The sequence below is a fragment of the Kangiella koreensis DSM 16069 genome (assembly GCF_000024085.1).
Lineage (GTDB): Bacteria > Pseudomonadota > Gammaproteobacteria > Enterobacterales > Kangiellaceae > Kangiella > Kangiella koreensis.
In genome coordinates, this window is sequence record NC_013166.1 from 61,805 (window position 1) to 77,280 (window position 15,476).

Genomic DNA, 15,476 nt, shown 5'->3' on the forward strand with positions numbered 1-15,476 from the left:
ATATAAGAAGTATACAGCTGTTAGATGTGAAGAGCTGCCAGAGAAATTACGGAATGGAAAATGTTACTATCTAATGGATGCTGGATTTGCATGGGGTCTTTCATTCAAATGTCCTTGTGGCTGCGGTGAGTTGGTAAATTTGAACCTTGTGGGATCTCGACCAGTATGGAATGCTTCAATTTTAGATGGTGAATTAAATATTACGCCCTCAATTTGGCGTAATGCTGGATGCAAGAGCCACTTCTGGATTGTAGGAGGTGAAATCAAATGGGTTATATAAATAATTTGAAAATTACATAAGACTATTGTTGGCTATCAGAGCCGGACACATAATGAGATCGCTATAATGATAGATATAAGTGAAATCAGAGCGCAGATAAAATTGCTCAATCCAGAAATAAACTTTGATGGTGCTTACACTTTCTACTATGACGAAACGAATAATATAAGAAAGTTCCGCATCAAAGAAACGGGGTTTAATTCAGCATTTACAAATAACTTTGTGTTAGGTGGCTTGGTTTTTGAAGGAGTTTCACCTGACGTACAACCACTCAAGGATAGTTTGAGATTACAGAGTACTGCCAAAGAAGTGAAATTTAACCATATCGCACGGGGGAGCTTCATTGATTGCTTGAAATCACAAAATCTGAACCTCTTTCTGAAGTATCTAGTCAGTAATAATTTATATATCCACTACTCAAGTATAAACATTCTCTATTGGTCACTTGTGGACATTGTTGACTCAGCCATTGTAAATTCAGAGATAAGCCAAAAAATAAGCGCACAGTTTATTAATGTATTGAAGAATGATTTGTATAAATTGGCCAGGCTAGAAATAAACTCTATGGTTTCATTGTTCCGAAAGTACGAATATCCGAATATAAAGCAAAATAGAGTGTTATCATTTATAGAAGAAATGAGCGAATTGTTCTTTCCATATATTAATGAACCGGAGTTTCACATTGGGTTAGAGTCGCTTAGACAAATATTGCAAGAATGCAGAAGGAAAGGGTCTTTGCCATTTGTCATGGGGGAAGAGGACTTTATCCTAATAAATGATTTCTCACAGTTCTATATGCGCCCTATCTACACGTTTATAAACTCTACACATATTTTTGATAAAGAAAACTCGATAGAGGAACTGTTAGAAAAGCAGATAATTATGGATGGCCCAAGACAAATTAATAATTACTCATTTGCTGATTCTAAATCAGAGCAATTAATACAGTTATCAGATGTTGTAGTTGGTATTCTGGGGAAATTAGGTTCCTACTGTAATACTAATGATAAAGAGAAAATATATTCGGATATGCACTCATTAAACTCATTGCAAGAAGAAAATATCGATTTACTCTTGAATCTAATTGCTGAGTCGCGTGATAGAAATATGGGATTCTTGCATGCAATAGACTGTTATGAGGAAATGTCAAAAATGGATATAATTATAGAATGTAGACAAGGGATATGCGCATAATAATTAGCTACTATCTGAGGGTTATTCTTGAGAAGGTTACCGACTAATGACAATGATTGTTGCGCTACAACTTGATGCTTACGTATTAATTGCTGCTGATAGACGTGAGACATATCAAGTAAATGGTGAGGTTGCATACGTTATTAGTGACGACAGACAAAAACTTATACAATGGTCAGGTGGCATAGTTACCGGAAGTGGCTATGTCCCACTTCTTAGTGAATTTAAGTCGAAAATAGCTGACGCAAAAATTACTTTTGTCGATGAGATAATAGAAATAGCACAAGAGTGCTGTAATAACCTTTCAGGTGATCAGTCTGAGTGGAAAAAAACGACGAATTGGCTTTTTACTTATGGTGCTGATAGTCCAGAAGGTGAGGTAAGCAGGGTTGCGTTTATCAAATCACAAGAGCCCGAAGGGATTCATGTTTTAGAAGTGGGGGAATCATTGATTTGGGCTAAAATACCTGACTATAAGGAGGAGTTATCCAATCTCAAGGCAAAAATCAGACCAGAAAAAGACTTATCGAATATTAACTGTAGTTTATCCTACCATACAGAAATTCTGAAAGAGCTTTACGCTTATGTTGCAAAGGTGAATCCCAGTGTGTCTGAGGCATTTGATTGCTATCTTCATTCTGTTGAGGTAAGAGGAATGGTACCAGTGGAGTATTGGAAAACTTAAGTTAGATCGAAGTTGTTATGAAATAAGTATATTGTACTATAAAAGGAATTTTATTTGATTATAAACATATGGCTTCAAGCAATACTATCTCTCCTCTTAGGAGGGATAGTATTTTACATGGTTGCTCCATTTAGCAGCGAGTTAGGTGTTATTGCTTACGAACCTAAGGTAGTTCTGATTGTATTAGGTTGTTGTCTGTTGATTTTGTCTATTATTAAGTTCTTTTACAGGAAGCTTAGTTGGGTTTTATCATCAATCAGTACTTTTATAGCCGTAATTGCGATGGTCTTTTTATATCCGCCCTCTTCACGACTTGCTGAGCCGAATGGTGCTTTAAGGGACAAGGTAAGTTCATACTTAGTGCAAGTAAAAAAAGTAGAGGCAGAGGTTCTAAATATCAATCATAGACCAAAGAAGATGTTTGATCTGATCAGAGAAAAAGATTGGTTGGTATCGATCGACTGTTCAGGTAAAAGGCAAGCACTTTACATAAAAGAACCCTTGTTCGGAGAAATGTATTCTGACGTGGAGCCAGTTTGTAAGAAATAATGACTATATTTTCGGAGAGTTAGTAATGAAATGAAAAGAACAAATAGAGTAGTCTATTTGAAAAGTTGGCTAATACAATCTGCATTATCCCTCCTGGTAGGAGGATGGGTATTCTATATTTGTGCTCCACATAGTTGGGGAGTTGGGATTGTCTTTCAAGAGATAATCTATGGAGTAATATCACTAGGAATTAGCCTTGCTATATTAATTCCTACAGCTATTCTATTCTTTAAAGGTAGAAAAAAATATCCTTTCTCAATCCTCATATTCAGTATTATAGGTTGCTTACTGTTAGTTTATTTCTACCCGGCAAATTATAGATACTCAGCTCCTTCTGAAGCTATTAGCAACAAAGTTGAGGCTCTCTTAATAGATAAAGGAATGCCATCAACCGTTGACTTCCAAGTTATACGTAGGAAGAAAGTACCTTTTGATATTTTTGCAGAGCATAATTGGGAGGTGGAAGTCTCAGGCAACAAAGCTGGGGAGTATTTGTACTTCTATTATATAGAACGCTTTGGAGAGGGTGAGCTGGTAACTTATGGAGAAAGCAATTGGTCAAAACTTAATTAAGTTTAACGTTGATTTATGGTGTGAATTTAAAACAAGGAGATGAAAATGAAAGGCAAATACGAGATATTTCAAAGTACCGCTAATAATGAATACTACTTTCGGCTAAAGGCATCTAATGGAGAGCCTATATTAGCTAGCGAAGGGTATACCGCTAAATCAAGTTGTCAGGGAGGAATAGAATCAGTGAAGAAGAACTCACCAGACGATAATAACTACGCAAGAAAAGACTCTAAAAATAATCAGTATTATTTTGTTCTTAAAGCACAGAATCATGAGCCCATAGGTCATAGCGAAATGTATACGACCAAGGCCTCAAGAGACAATGGTATAGAGTCAGTTAAGCGGTTTGGCCCTGATGCTGACGTTGTGGACTTAACTTAGACTTGGCTCTTATCGTCTGACCCTAAGTTAATACAATGGCAAACTAGCACTATTTTAGTACGATGTTGATAGTAAATGACCGTATGAGCATCATTGATGTTCGTACGGTTAAAGCTGTTATACAATAGTGGAAATTGCGAACAGTGATTGAATTATGATCATCTATATTGATATGGACGGAGTTCTGGCAGATTACGATGCTGCGTACGCTCAAATCAAGAAACAGGAGCCCACTGTAGCTTATCCTCAATCCCTACCAAAGTTCTTTGAAGACCTGGAGCCTATAGACGGTGCTATAAAAGCATTCTTCAGGCTGTGTGAGAAGAACGATGTGTATATCCTAACCGCCCCTTCTAATAGAAATCCTTTGAGCTATACTGAAAAGCGACTGTGGGTTGAAAGGCATTTGGGCTTTGAGGCTACTGAGCGACTAATCATCTGCTCTAATAAAGGGCTGCTTAAAGGTGACATTCTGATTGATGACAATATCGACGGTAAAGGACAAGAAGCATTTGAAGGTAAAGTGTTACACTTTGGGAGCAAAGGCCTTGAAACCTGGGCTAGAATATTAAAGCAAGTGGGCTAGCCTCTAGCTTCTATGGTGAAGTTTATTGCGTAATACCGTTCAAAGCCAATAATAATGTTATTGAAGCTACGTTTAAGGAGTTAGATTCAGGAGTTAGTTTACGGAGATAGGTATGGCCATAGTTCGAAGTAACATATTGCCGGTTAAGCACCCTGGCATTGTCTTTAAAGAAAAATGCATGAATGCTTACAATCATACCGACCTGAGCAAAAGGTTAAATATGACCAGGAAGGAGTTGCAGAGCTTTACTGATGGTATAAGTTCAGTAACGATTGAGCTTGCTAAAGGATTAGAGCAAATAACAGGCATTAGCCTTGAGTACTGGATGAGTCGTCAAAAGAAATATGATGCGTATAAAGGCGATATAAAGTAAGTATTGTGGTGTAAAGCTTGAGCATGACTATTCAAGCCAGATAATTTGGCTCAGTATAAATATCATCGACACTTACTGTTTTAAGTCCCGCTGCTGTCCCCACTGCAACAATCGCAACGATAAGAATTGCCTGAGCTGCAATTAAAACCGATAGTAAATATCCAGATCGCAAATGACCTAATCCTATAGCTATATGGCTTAAGTTAGATATTATTTCAATTAAGTATTTTTATCTATTTTTAATTTACTCTGATGAAATAATTTTCAAAAGTAGATATATACCCAATCATATAAAATTTACACTTTAAACTTCAAAGGTAGTGGGTCGATTTAATAAGAATAGTAAGAAATGCCTTTATGTAAGAAGTCAGAGAACCACTGTAACTTAATATAGAAATTTATATGTGTTAATAGATAGGCTTATGTAGAAATAACAGGTTCCAGAAATTGAAGTCTCACATAAATCAGCAAGCACCGCGCTTAAGTGAAATCAATATAATTAAAATTTATTACTTGCACTTGTTAAAACTGAGTAATAGTCTTTGCATGAAAATCAAATTCGGAGAAATATTTATGACTACAAATAAAAACAAAGAAGTGCAAATAAGACAGTTGGCTTTGGGTACTTTGGGCGACGTGGACATGAGATTTGCCAGGCACGAGCTTGAGGAACGTAGAGCAAGAGAAGTCAAAGAAAGAATAATTAATGGAGAGTTTACTGCTGAAGAATTCTGCGCAGTTTTAGAGGAAGTCATGATAAATGCAAATGCAACTAGAGAGCATATTGATTATGAGATTCACTTAGCTCGAACATTTTATGACCTTTAATCAAGTAAGCAATGAATAGACTCAAAACTGTGAGAAGTACTTATGGATATCAATACCTCTCGCATTGTTTCTAAGAGATAACTATACAAACTAATAAAGTACTAGGTAAAGTTATTCTGAGGTTATGTGGTAGAGTGCCCGCTAAGGAAAAACAGCTATAGTGAAATTAATAATTCGACTTTCGATATACAACACACATTGAAGCTATAAGCTTAGCTATAGATGCATTATTGGTTTATGTCTGCTCGACGGCTAATGAGGCTTTAGCTGAAATAATACATATGCAATCATTGGGTAAATAATGGAAATTGAAAAAATATCAATCAGTAACTTCAGATGCTTTTCAGAGGCTGAGGCTGTCATATTTATGGAGTCTGATATCACATGTTTTGTTGGAAATAATGGAACAGGAAAATCAGCGCTAATACTGGCTTTAAAAAGAATATTTGGATCAACTAGAGAAGAGAGAACCGTTATTCGGGAAGACTTTTATGTTGGGTCAGGTGAAGATTACAAAGAAATATCTGGTCGAGAACTGTATATAGAAATCATTTTTTCATTTCCAGAGCTTCAAACAGCTGTTGATGAGTCGCGGGAGGTGTGCCCCGCATTCAGTTCAGTAATTTATGCTGATCAAGATGATAAAAGACTTAAAGCAAGAATGCGATTAGAGTCTAAATGGGATGAAAACGAATACGAAGATGAGGTGCAATCCCAGTTGTATTGGATAACAACTTCTAACAAAGTAGACTTCGGGGATGATGCTGAAAATAAATTCCCTGTTTCGGTATATGATCGAAAACACATCAAGCTAAGATACATCCCTGCTTTCAGAGACTCAAAGTCAACACTTAAGAATGAAGTGAAATCGTTAACAAATCTACTTGATGGATATACAGATTTAAATATTTCTTCTCAAGAAAAAATAGAAGCTATAAGCAGAGACCTTAGCAATGAAATCCAAAGTCTTGAATCTATCAAAACAGCCACAAGTTTATTAAAACAAGTCTGGAATAACACTCATGACAAAACGCTAAAGCACTATCAAGAGCCTAAACTTGAAGCAGCATCAACTGAGATTGGGGAGCTTCTAAGAACAATGACTGTGAAACTTTCACCCTCAGAAGATGGTGGAAGCAGAGATATTAACGAATTAAGTGATGGTCAAATATCACTTCTTTATTTTACGCTTTCGGTTGTTCTATATATTCTAGAACAAAAGCATCATTCAGGAGAATTAAGAGGTTTTAAATCTCTTGATAGAGATATTCCTGTATTTACAATATTTGCATTCGAAGAACCAGAAAATCATCTGTCTCCATTTTACTTGGGACGGGTAATAGAGGTTTTGTCCACTCAAACAAATAGTTTAAAAGCAACAGGTATTATCACGTCACACTCAACGAGCGTGGTACGTCGAATGCAGCGAGTGGAGCAAATCCGACATTTTAGGCAAGAGGTAAACTCAACTGATCGCTACTCAATTGTTAACCAAGTTTTACTTCCGTCAGAAAAAGCAGAAGATGATTATAAGTATATAAATCAAGCAATACTTGCTCATCCAGAGTTATATTTTGCTAAACTTGTAATACTGGGTGAAGGCGATTCAGAAGAAATAGTCATTCCAAAATTGGCAGAAGCGTTGGGGTTTGACCTAGATCCATCATTTGTTTCTTTTGTAAAACTAGGTGGCAGACATGTAAATCATATGTGGAGGTTATTATCAGACTTGAATATTCCTTTCTTAACCTTAGTTGATATGGACTTAGGAAGGAGCGGTGCTGGTCCATTACGAATCAAGTACATAATTGATGAATTAGAAAAGATAGATAGGCCCTTTGCCTTTCCAGAAGGTGTAAGCACTCAAAAACTACAAGAGAAGCAATTAACATACAGGCAATTAAATGAAATGGCGATATTGCTTGAAGAATATGGCGTCTTTTACTCTTTCCCTCTCGATCTAGATATGGCTATGATTTTCGCATACCCTGACTATTATGATGCCTCAAATGCGCAAGATAGCGATAGAGAAGTGCTAGATAGAGCCGTCTTAGGCGAGAATTACGATGACTATGATGATAATGGGGTAGAAATATACTCGGATGAAGAATTAAAAAAATATAGATATCTGTTTTGCACCAAGAGTAAAGTCGCATCCCACTATAAAGCAATAGCTGATTTATTAGAACTGGAGGTAGACGATGTCGTGACAGAATGCCCTGATTTTCTAAAACGTCTGATTAATAAGTCATCGAATTTGCTATCGGAATCAAAAGAGAATGAGTAAGTACCAGTCTGTAGAATCATGGAAACCAAGTGACGGCTTTATATCTACAGAAGTCGCAAATGAGGTTATTAAAGAAAAAAATAACAATCTAGCAATCCTTGCTGGTCCAGGGGCTGGGAAAACAGAAATTTTAGCTCAGCGCGCAAATTATCTATTGCAAACTGGACTATGTAAATCTCCACAAAAAATATTAGCCCTAACTTTCAAAGTGGACGCTGCCAGTAACATCAAAAATAGGATTGATTTACGCTGTGGAAGAGAGCTAGCCAGTAGATTTGAATCATCAACATTCGATGCGTTCTTCATATCACTGGTACGTAGATTTTCTACCCTCTTACCAAGTTGGATTGATATACCTTCTGATTTTGATGTTTATCCTTTTGATCATAACTGGTGGTCAGATTATGAGCAAAATCAATTAGGGGGTCGTCCTTTTGTCTTCAAAAATAACTATTCTCCGCTTGATTTAACAGCTAGACCCAATGATGAAATAACGAGACTTTGGAAATACTGTGCTGAGAATAAAATTGCGGATTACAAGATGTGCCGCTCAATGGCTTTTACCATTATTAAGAACTATAGCCAAGTAAGGTACTTAATTCTATCAACCTACAAATATTTATTCCTTGATGAGTTTCAGGATACTACGGACGAACAGTTTGCATTTATACAAACAGTTTTTAAAGGTAGTAATACTATAATTAGTGCGGTTGGAGATACAAATCAAATGATAATGGCATGGGCGGGAGCCAACCCCCAAAATTTTGAAAAATTAGCGAAGGATTTTAATTCCAAAACTGTTCATTTGATGGTAAACCATAGGTCAAATACCAAAATCATTAATCTTATTAATCATGTTATTCAAGATTTAACAACTTCAATGGAAACTCCAGTCGTTTATGTAGGGACTAGGAAAGGAGCTCCGCCTTATAACTGTATAGGTGCAAAAGCCTTCGATAGCCCGGAGAGTGAAGCCGCGTATATCTCCAAGCATATCAATTTAACTCTGAGTGAAAATCCCACATTAGCACCTAGTGATTTTGCACTCATATTGAGACAGAGGGCTCAGGATTATTATAAGAATGCAATTGGGGAATTTCTAAGTAACGATTTAAGCCTCAGAAATGAGGACGCATTAGTTGTTAGTAATGGCGTCAAAATACAAGACCTGATGGTTGAACCGTTATCTATATTTTGGATGCTACTGATAAGATATAAGGCAGGTCTTATAAACTACTCACAAGAGAAAAAGCTTGATAAAATAGCGTCGTTTTTTACAGGATATAACTTAGGTCAAGAGCGAGAGCGCAAGAAGTTAAAGGCATACATCGCACGCCTGATGTCTTGCATTAATTTCTCAGAGCCAGTAGAGAATACTATAACTAAAATTTTTGATATTGTTGGAAGTGCAAAAATTAAATTGGTGTACCCTCAATATAGATCGCAGTATTTCAATAAGGTTAAAGAGTCATTCTGCATTCTTTTTCAAGATGCGCTCAATAACAACCCGAAAGATCTTAAACAAGCAATAAATGATTATGAAGGAACAAATCAAGTCAAACTAATGACTATACATAAAAGTAAAGGGTTAGAGTTTGATACAGTTTTTTTTGTTGACTTCCATGATGACTCCTGGTGGGGACTTAGACGTGCTGTGCAGGAGAAAAATGAAAAGTCTCAAAGAGAAGAAAAAAACACCTTTTTCGTAGGCCTGTCTCGTGCAGAGGAGCGACTATATTTTACCAAGAATCGTGGAAACTGGCCGCCTGTTCTTGTAGGTTTACTCAAGGATTCAAACTTGGTAGTTCAACTGCCTGATATATAAAGATGAATATAGCGAAAATGGGAACTATATCTTTGTCTACTCATCAGGCTTTCATGAAGAAGACTGAATAGACTTAGAAGTAAGCATAGATATAGACAAGTTATAACATGATGTCTGTGTCCGAGCAGAACTTTGTTAGCTTATTTTGATGATCCCGGCCCTTTTTTCTTGTTTATACCCTTTGTCAACTCCCTGAGCCTTTTTAGTTTTTTTACAAATAAGTGTTCGATCACATGGTCAAGTAGTTCAAAGGCTTCCAACACATTATTGGTGTTAAGCGAACCAGTGTGACTGCCTGCATTTCCTAGCCATTTAACCGCCAGCATAATTTCTGCCAATTGGGGATCTTTTACTTTAAACAATTCAATTCTTTCGTGAAGAGAAAGAATTCTACGCTTTCGTGAATTTGTTAATTTTGTTTTATTGATTTTTTTATGAGTTAAAATTAACTCCAATGCTGTTCTAATTCTATTGGCACTCGCAGACAAATCAGACCAAAACAGTGAGCTTGCCGATATTAATTCTGTTTTAACATCATGAGGACACTCGTCTGGAATAGGTATTATTTGAATAGGAGGCTGGAAGTAAAGTGGCTTTAAAGCGCTCTCTAAATACAATCCGTGTTCGTCATCATAAGCTTCGACAGGCTGCGTTTTTCCTACAGAGAAAACATGCTCATCACAATGGAAGCATTTTAATAGTGCTGAGTAGTTGGCTTCTGTCCAATCTGGCTCCCAATTTTCATGTCTGTGATATGACAGTGAGCGTACGGTTTCTTTTATAAAAAGCGATTTTGGTACAAGCTTTAGCGACCCTTCGGCACAGCTTGGGCAGCGCCAAGCCGGTAGAGATGTTCTATTAAAAGGTCCTATATAACGATCTCTGTTCAATTCATGCACCTCGTCTTGTAGTTAACTAACACTTTATAGCAGGGAGCAGGGGCAGGTCCCTTGCCTGCATCTGTTAGCTACTATAGCAAATTGTATACAAAGGAATGGCCGTACCGTCCCATGTCAGTCCCTTTAAAATAGGCATCTCCAACATTGAGGAGCCTTGGCAACGTAAGCAACTCGCCATTCTCTGCTTGAGGTTGGTAAAGATACAATACTGACGCGTAGAGCGCCGCAATTGAATTCAAGCAATTCTTCAAATTAGCTTTTTGGAAATGCTCGTGTCGATGATGCTTGACCTTGTTGTGGTCTCGCCACCAAAAAGGCGGTTCTCCTTCTTCCCAATCAATCCAAGGGGTCAGGGTCAGACCGTGGCGTGGGAGAATAACCTCAAACTCTTTGAATCTCGGAAGGTTGTTAGCTACATGGCTGTAGTATGAGTTGATTGAAGAAGCATCCGACCCAGTGTTCAAGGCGGCACACAACTGTTTAAGAACCACGTCTACCTCCGCACTCGCACCGAGGAATAGCCGAGCGATTTCTATGGAGTAGACCTCGTCGTTTGCCGAGAAATCGACAAAACGTGAAAGCCTGTCTAAGTCTTCCTCTATTGAGAGAAAGAAATTCCAGTGGATCAACGTTTCCTGTCTAATTATTCCCACACATTCTCCTTGTAGCTAACGCCCGCAGCACGCGCGGCTTTGTAATGGAGGCCAGCCGCAATAAAAAAGCCGTCGCTGTGCCTGCGATTGTTAGGCATTACGCCACCACCTTCGTTAAAGTTCTTGGTTCAGAAATTATTTTGTTTTCAGCTTTACCATGAAAAGTAGCCATGCCGATCATGGTCGTACCGTCATTTTGGACAACAAAAACATATGTGCCGGTATCAAATCCGGCTCCTTTTTCGTCCTCAAATGTGAGAGTAATTTGCTTGCCGCAAGTAAATCCGTGATACTTGAATTTCCGCTCAGACTTTTTACCATCGCGGGTTCTTGTTCTAGTGCTTGAGCCAGTTATGATGCGGCCTTTTTGATTTAAATGAATCTTACCCGCTTTAACAGTTTCTCCATTTCGCAGTTCCGAAATTTCCCATGTTCCAGCCACCCTAATGCCCTTGTATAAGCACCTGTCCTGAAAACTAGGCCATAACCATTTGGTAACCGCTGCAATAATAATTGCTGTTGCGATACCTGCGAGTAAGGCTATAGCAAATTCAGTCATATTTGATAGTTCCTCGGATTAAAGATGCCTAACATTATATTACCGGACAACGTCGATAACCATTTGATATTTAATTGTTTATTTTTATTTTTTTTTTACGGATAACACCAGGTAAACCGGACATTAATGTCATGTTTACTTCAATGGATAGTAGCAAAATCGGTATGTTAGAGAAAGAATATATTAGAGCCTGGGTTTTCGTCCTCCATTACTGTATTGCAGGCTTCAGTTAATGTTAGTCACTAATATTCTCAATTATTGTGACTGATTCTCATTTAATTTGATTCCTGACAAACTCGGTCAGCTCATCCAGAAATAAAACCCCATTATGCGACAAAGAAATCTCGCCGGGCTTGGGATGACTGCCGCCACCGATTAACGCTGGTGCAGAACAGGAATGATGTGGAGCGCGGTATTTACGCACAAAAAACTGACTGGCATCGAATCCAAAATGACTAACCGAATAAATGGATGCCGACTGTTTGGCTTCCTGTTCGGTCATGGGCGACAAAATGGTCTGCATACGCGAAGCGAGCATACTTTTGCCCGTACCAGGAGGACCAATGAATAAAAGATGGTGCTTGCCCGCTGCGGCGATGGTCAAAGCGCGCTTGGCTGACTCTTGAGCGATGACATCCGACATATCCATATCAAAGTCATAATCGTTCACCACCGCATCGTTAACGCACTCAGATAACGGCGTATTGCGCATTAACGAATGACACACATCCAACAAGTGCTTGGCGTGAACCGCCTGTACCGAAGGCACCAAACCTGCTTCCGCCGCGTTAGATTCGGGCACAACCAAAGTGCGCGAGTCTTCAGTGCAAGCCAAAGCCACCGGCAACACACCCTTAACAGGGCGCAATTCACCGGTTAAAGCTAGCTCACCAATAAATTCATAATTGGATAAATAATCAGACGGCAGCTGACCGGACGCCGCCAGAATCCCCAATGCAATTGGCAGATCAAAACGCCCGCCTTCCTTCGGTAAATCCGCAGGTGCCAGATTAATGGTGATGCGCCGCGCGGGAAATTCAAAATTAGAATTGATAATGGCGCTGCGCACTCGATCTTTGCTTTCTTTAACCGCCGCTTCAGGCAAGCCCACAATATTCAAACTGGGTAAACCGTGCGACAGATGCACTTCAACGGTAACTAATGGCGCTTCAATCCCAACCCCGGCACGGGAATAAACAATAGCGAGAGACATAAACTTCCTTATTTAATTTATAGATGATCCAATGGGCTTTTCACTGCATTAGCCCCTTTATTCATAACGTGGGTGTACGCCACACAGGGAAGTGTCAGTGCCGCGAGAGGTCAGGATGTCCGTAGCGGTGAGCTGTGTGGTTGCAACTTGATAGCTGTAATTATTCGTTCGCAGATAATGGCGAATAGATTGTAAAAAAGGAGAACCAGACATTCCTTGTCCTATTTACTGGGTTTATCGGCATACTAAAAAATCCGTTGCAATTACAAAAGAGCCAATTACTATAAGGCCTGTAGGTCATTGACCATGGTATCTGTAAACTCAATACAAAAAGAGATACCAGAACAGTAATGTCCGGTTTTACATGGTATTAGCCGGAAAAAAGGACATTAAAAATAAATCATTTTAAATCAAAAGGTTATCGGCGATGTCCGGTAATATAATGTTAGGTATTTAGAGTATGCATCCAGTTTTGGATCAAAATTTTTGGAATAGTATTTGGTCATCTTTATTATCTAATTTGATATTTACGTTCGTGATCGCAGTTTTAGTTGCACAATTAATCAGTTACTTGAGAAAGCCTAAATTAGAAGTTGCGATTGATATTGGGCACAGAGCTAATGGTGAGAAAGTATTTCATTTCATGCTAAAGAATCTCGGAAAGCAGGGTTTAATGCAAAATGAAATGCAATGGCACTTATATTTTGAAGGTTCCTTTATGCCAAAATCTAAGGAATTTAATGGTGTTATATTTAATAATGATCACTATTGGGAGTTTATAGGGTTTAATGAATCACCTATTTTACCCGGTAGTTGTATTACCCTTGATAATATTGTTGTTAATGTTCAAGAAGACTTTCCCTATGAGTGGTTAACTGATGCAAAGTTTTATTGTGCAATAACCACTAGAAATGGCACATGGAAACCTTTTAAAAAACTATTTTCAGCAAAGCCTGAAAAAGTAGTGTTTAATAATGGTCACATTGATATAAATACTTTTAGGGTAAAAAGTATCACTCAATAAAAATACCTAACAAGAAATTAAACAAGGACAAAAAACAGTTGGCTTTTGCTCCTTCGTCGCTCATTTTAGCCAACAATTTTTTGCCTGTTAATTGGGCGTTATACGAATAAACCAACGGAGAACGCATGAGTGACAAGCCCAATGTATTTATAGCTTCATCGGTTGAAGGACTTTCTGTGGCTGAAGCTGTAAATATAAAAATGGAATATGATGCCCAAGTAAAACAATGGGATAATGCCTTTGATTTATCGTCAGTCACTATTACATCTTTGATCAAGCGAGCCAAAGAAACTGAGTTTGGTATTTTTGTATTTCATCCTGATGATAAGACCATAATCAGAGAGAACGAATACAGTACCGTCAGAGATAATGTACTTTTTGAACTTGGCTTATTCATAGGTTCGCTGGGCATCGAACGCTGTTTTGTTTTGATCCCAAAATCAAAAGAAACAGAATTTAGATTACCAGCTGACTTAGCGGGAGTTACTACTACAAGCTACGACGACCAGTTGGAAGACAAAGTGGATGCTGTTGCTACGAGTTGCGCGAAGATAAAGCAAGCAATTAAGAAAATTAGGAACTCAGAAATTGAAGTTGTATCTGAGCCGGAAGCCGAGCGACTTAAAAAGCAGCTCGCTGATGTCCAATCGCAATTATGGATGCAAAACCATGAAATTCAACGTGCAAGGGAAGAGGCATCAACGCTTTTATCCTCAATAATGAGCTACTTTCATGCGGTTGCAAAGCCTGCTACCGAAGCTGAAATTGTTGCTTGGGAAGAAGGGGCAAAAAGTAGTTATTTAAAAGACATAAAGATCTCTCGCCGAAATGTTTTCTATGTGGATAAGGAAATTGTTATTCCACCGCTGGCTGGAGCTAGTTCAATTTCAGTAATCGTTGCTGAAGGCGTCAGAGTTCATGGTGCGAACCGAAGAAGTCATAACTCAATCTACTATATGGACGGCTTCAGAACTGATGCACGCGTATAACAATTTTCTCCTGTTTGGCCGAAACAGAGCAAGGCGTTAACGAGTAAGTAGGGCTACATAGCGAACTATGCAGCCCCTTGTGAGCTATTAAATAATAAAACATAAAACTAAAAGTTAGTCTTTGTTTTTGTCAGCGCATGGTTTGCGAGGGCGTTTACCATGATCATTAGGAACTGCAGCCAACACGCCAGACACTTTCTTGCAGGTGGCTTCCAAATTTTCACCATTCGGTGCTTCAAAACTCACAGAGTCACCTTCAATATAACCTTCGCAAGCTGCAATGGCTTCTTCCGGTGGTCCGTGGCGTTTGCCGGACTCTGATGGATGCGCCATAGCACTCGTCATTGAGATGCTCGTTAATAGTGCGAACCCGGTTAAAAACATCTTAGTTTGAGTCTTCATAATATTACCTCTTAATAGATTGTTAGGGGTGGTAATGGCTGACGCGTTACTGCCGACCATTAACGGCTATTCTAGAAGTAGTATTTGCAGAAATTGTTCAGCTAATGTGGAAAAAAATGACAAGTTATTGATTGCGAGTTGGTTCACGGCTGTGCCAGGTGTATATTTCTTACAGA

At 38.4% G+C, this 15,476-nt stretch carries 18 protein-coding genes and 1 pseudogene; 13 read left to right on the forward strand and 6 right to left on the reverse strand.

Going from position 1 to position 15,476, the window contains the following annotated elements; genetic code table 11:
- Positions 1-73 precede the first annotated feature (73 nt).
- The 11 genes from KKOR_RS13745 to KKOR_RS00320 all read left to right on the forward strand — a co-directional run bounded on the left by KKOR_RS13745 (position 74) and on the right by KKOR_RS00320 (position 9,561).
- Positions 74-280, forward strand: coding sequence for a DUF6527 family protein (locus tag KKOR_RS13745; protein ID WP_407635489.1), 207 nt, complete (start codon positions 74-76; stop codon positions 278-280).
- Between the two features lie 66 nt (positions 281-346).
- The gene (locus KKOR_RS00275; RefSeq protein WP_012799994.1) at positions 347-1,474 is read left to right on the forward strand and encodes a DUF3800 domain-containing protein; all 1,128 of its coding nucleotides are present in this window, start codon (positions 347-349) and stop codon (positions 1,472-1,474) included.
- A gap of 46 nt (positions 1,475-1,520) precedes the next feature.
- Entirely contained in the window at positions 1,521-2,159 is a 639-nt protein-coding gene (locus KKOR_RS00280) for an Ntn hydrolase family protein (RefSeq protein WP_012799995.1), read from the forward strand.
- 117 nt (positions 2,160-2,276) lie between these two features.
- Positions 2,277-2,708, forward strand: coding sequence for a hypothetical protein (locus KKOR_RS00285; protein ID WP_012799996.1), 432 nt, complete (start codon positions 2,277-2,279; stop codon positions 2,706-2,708).
- 30 nt (positions 2,709-2,738) lie between these two features.
- Positions 2,739-3,281 carry a hypothetical protein gene (locus tag KKOR_RS00290; RefSeq protein WP_012799997.1) on the forward strand — a complete coding sequence of 181 codons (543 nt, stop codon included), beginning with the start codon at positions 2,739-2,741 and terminating at the stop codon, positions 3,279-3,281.
- Between the two features lie 45 nt (positions 3,282-3,326).
- Positions 3,327-3,662 (forward strand): YegP family protein, encoded by a 336-nt coding sequence (locus KKOR_RS00295; RefSeq protein ID WP_012799998.1) that lies wholly within the window; start codon positions 3,327-3,329, stop codon positions 3,660-3,662.
- Positions 3,663-3,816: 154 nt separating this feature from the next.
- A complete protein-coding gene (locus KKOR_RS00300) occupies positions 3,817-4,248 on the forward strand; it encodes a 5' nucleotidase, NT5C type (protein WP_012799999.1) in 432 nt (143 codons plus the stop codon).
- Between the two features lie 112 nt (positions 4,249-4,360).
- Positions 4,361-4,621 carry a helix-turn-helix transcriptional regulator gene (locus KKOR_RS00305; protein ID WP_012800000.1) on the forward strand — a complete coding sequence of 87 codons (261 nt, stop codon included), beginning with the start codon at positions 4,361-4,363 and terminating at the stop codon, positions 4,619-4,621.
- Positions 4,622-5,167: 546 nt separating this feature from the next.
- Entirely contained in the window at positions 5,168-5,449 is a 282-nt protein-coding gene (locus KKOR_RS00310) for a hypothetical protein (protein WP_012800002.1), read from the forward strand.
- Between the two features lie 301 nt (positions 5,450-5,750).
- Positions 5,751-7,736, forward strand: a complete 1,986-nt coding sequence (locus tag KKOR_RS00315; protein ID WP_012800003.1) for an ATP-dependent nuclease — start codon at positions 5,751-5,753, stop codon at positions 7,734-7,736.
- Entirely contained in the window at positions 7,729-9,561 is a 1,833-nt protein-coding gene (locus KKOR_RS00320; RefSeq protein WP_012800004.1) for a UvrD-helicase domain-containing protein, read from the forward strand. The genes KKOR_RS00315 and KKOR_RS00320 overlap by 8 nt, the downstream gene beginning before the upstream one ends.
- A 140-nt stretch (positions 9,562-9,701) precedes the next feature.
- Here the strand turns inward: KKOR_RS00320 and KKOR_RS00325 are convergent, their stop codons facing one another.
- From KKOR_RS00325 to KKOR_RS13545, 5 genes and pseudogenes are all read right to left on the reverse strand, one after another.
- The gene (locus KKOR_RS00325; RefSeq protein WP_012800005.1) at positions 9,702-10,451 is read right to left on the reverse strand and encodes a DUF4145 domain-containing protein; all 750 of its coding nucleotides are present in this window, start codon (positions 10,449-10,451) and stop codon (positions 9,702-9,704) included.
- Positions 10,452-10,531: 80 nt separating this feature from the next.
- Positions 10,532-11,113 carry a hypothetical protein gene (locus KKOR_RS00330; RefSeq protein WP_012800006.1) on the reverse strand — a complete coding sequence of 194 codons (582 nt, stop codon included), beginning with the start codon at positions 11,111-11,113 and terminating at the stop codon, positions 10,532-10,534.
- A gap of 97 nt (positions 11,114-11,210) precedes the next feature.
- Complete coding sequence (locus KKOR_RS00335; RefSeq protein WP_012800008.1) at positions 11,211-11,672, reverse strand: hypothetical protein; 462 nt, start codon at positions 11,670-11,672, stop codon at positions 11,211-11,213.
- 286 nt (positions 11,673-11,958) lie between these two features.
- Positions 11,959-12,885 (reverse strand): annotated as a pseudogene (locus KKOR_RS00340) (YifB family Mg chelatase-like AAA ATPase); the annotation flags it as partial.
- Positions 12,886-12,942: 57 nt separating this feature from the next.
- Positions 12,943-13,098, reverse strand: a complete 156-nt coding sequence (locus tag KKOR_RS13545; protein WP_012800010.1) for a hypothetical protein — start codon at positions 13,096-13,098, stop codon at positions 12,943-12,945.
- A gap of 247 nt (positions 13,099-13,345) precedes the next feature.
- Here KKOR_RS13545 and KKOR_RS00345 point away from each other — a divergent pair, with 247 nt between their 5' ends.
- Together KKOR_RS00345 and KKOR_RS00350 are read left to right on the forward strand one after the other, a co-directional pair.
- Positions 13,346-13,909, forward strand: coding sequence for a hypothetical protein (locus KKOR_RS00345; RefSeq protein ID WP_012800011.1), 564 nt, complete (start codon positions 13,346-13,348; stop codon positions 13,907-13,909).
- A gap of 125 nt (positions 13,910-14,034) precedes the next feature.
- Positions 14,035-14,898 (forward strand): TIR domain-containing protein, encoded by an 864-nt coding sequence (locus KKOR_RS00350; protein WP_012800012.1) that lies wholly within the window; start codon positions 14,035-14,037, stop codon positions 14,896-14,898.
- Between the two features lie 114 nt (positions 14,899-15,012).
- On the opposite strand, the gene KKOR_RS00355 is transcribed toward KKOR_RS00350, so the two are convergent.
- Positions 15,013-15,300 (reverse strand): hypothetical protein, encoded by a 288-nt coding sequence (locus KKOR_RS00355; protein WP_012800013.1) that lies wholly within the window; start codon positions 15,298-15,300, stop codon positions 15,013-15,015.
- Positions 15,301-15,476: the final 176 nt, after the last annotated feature.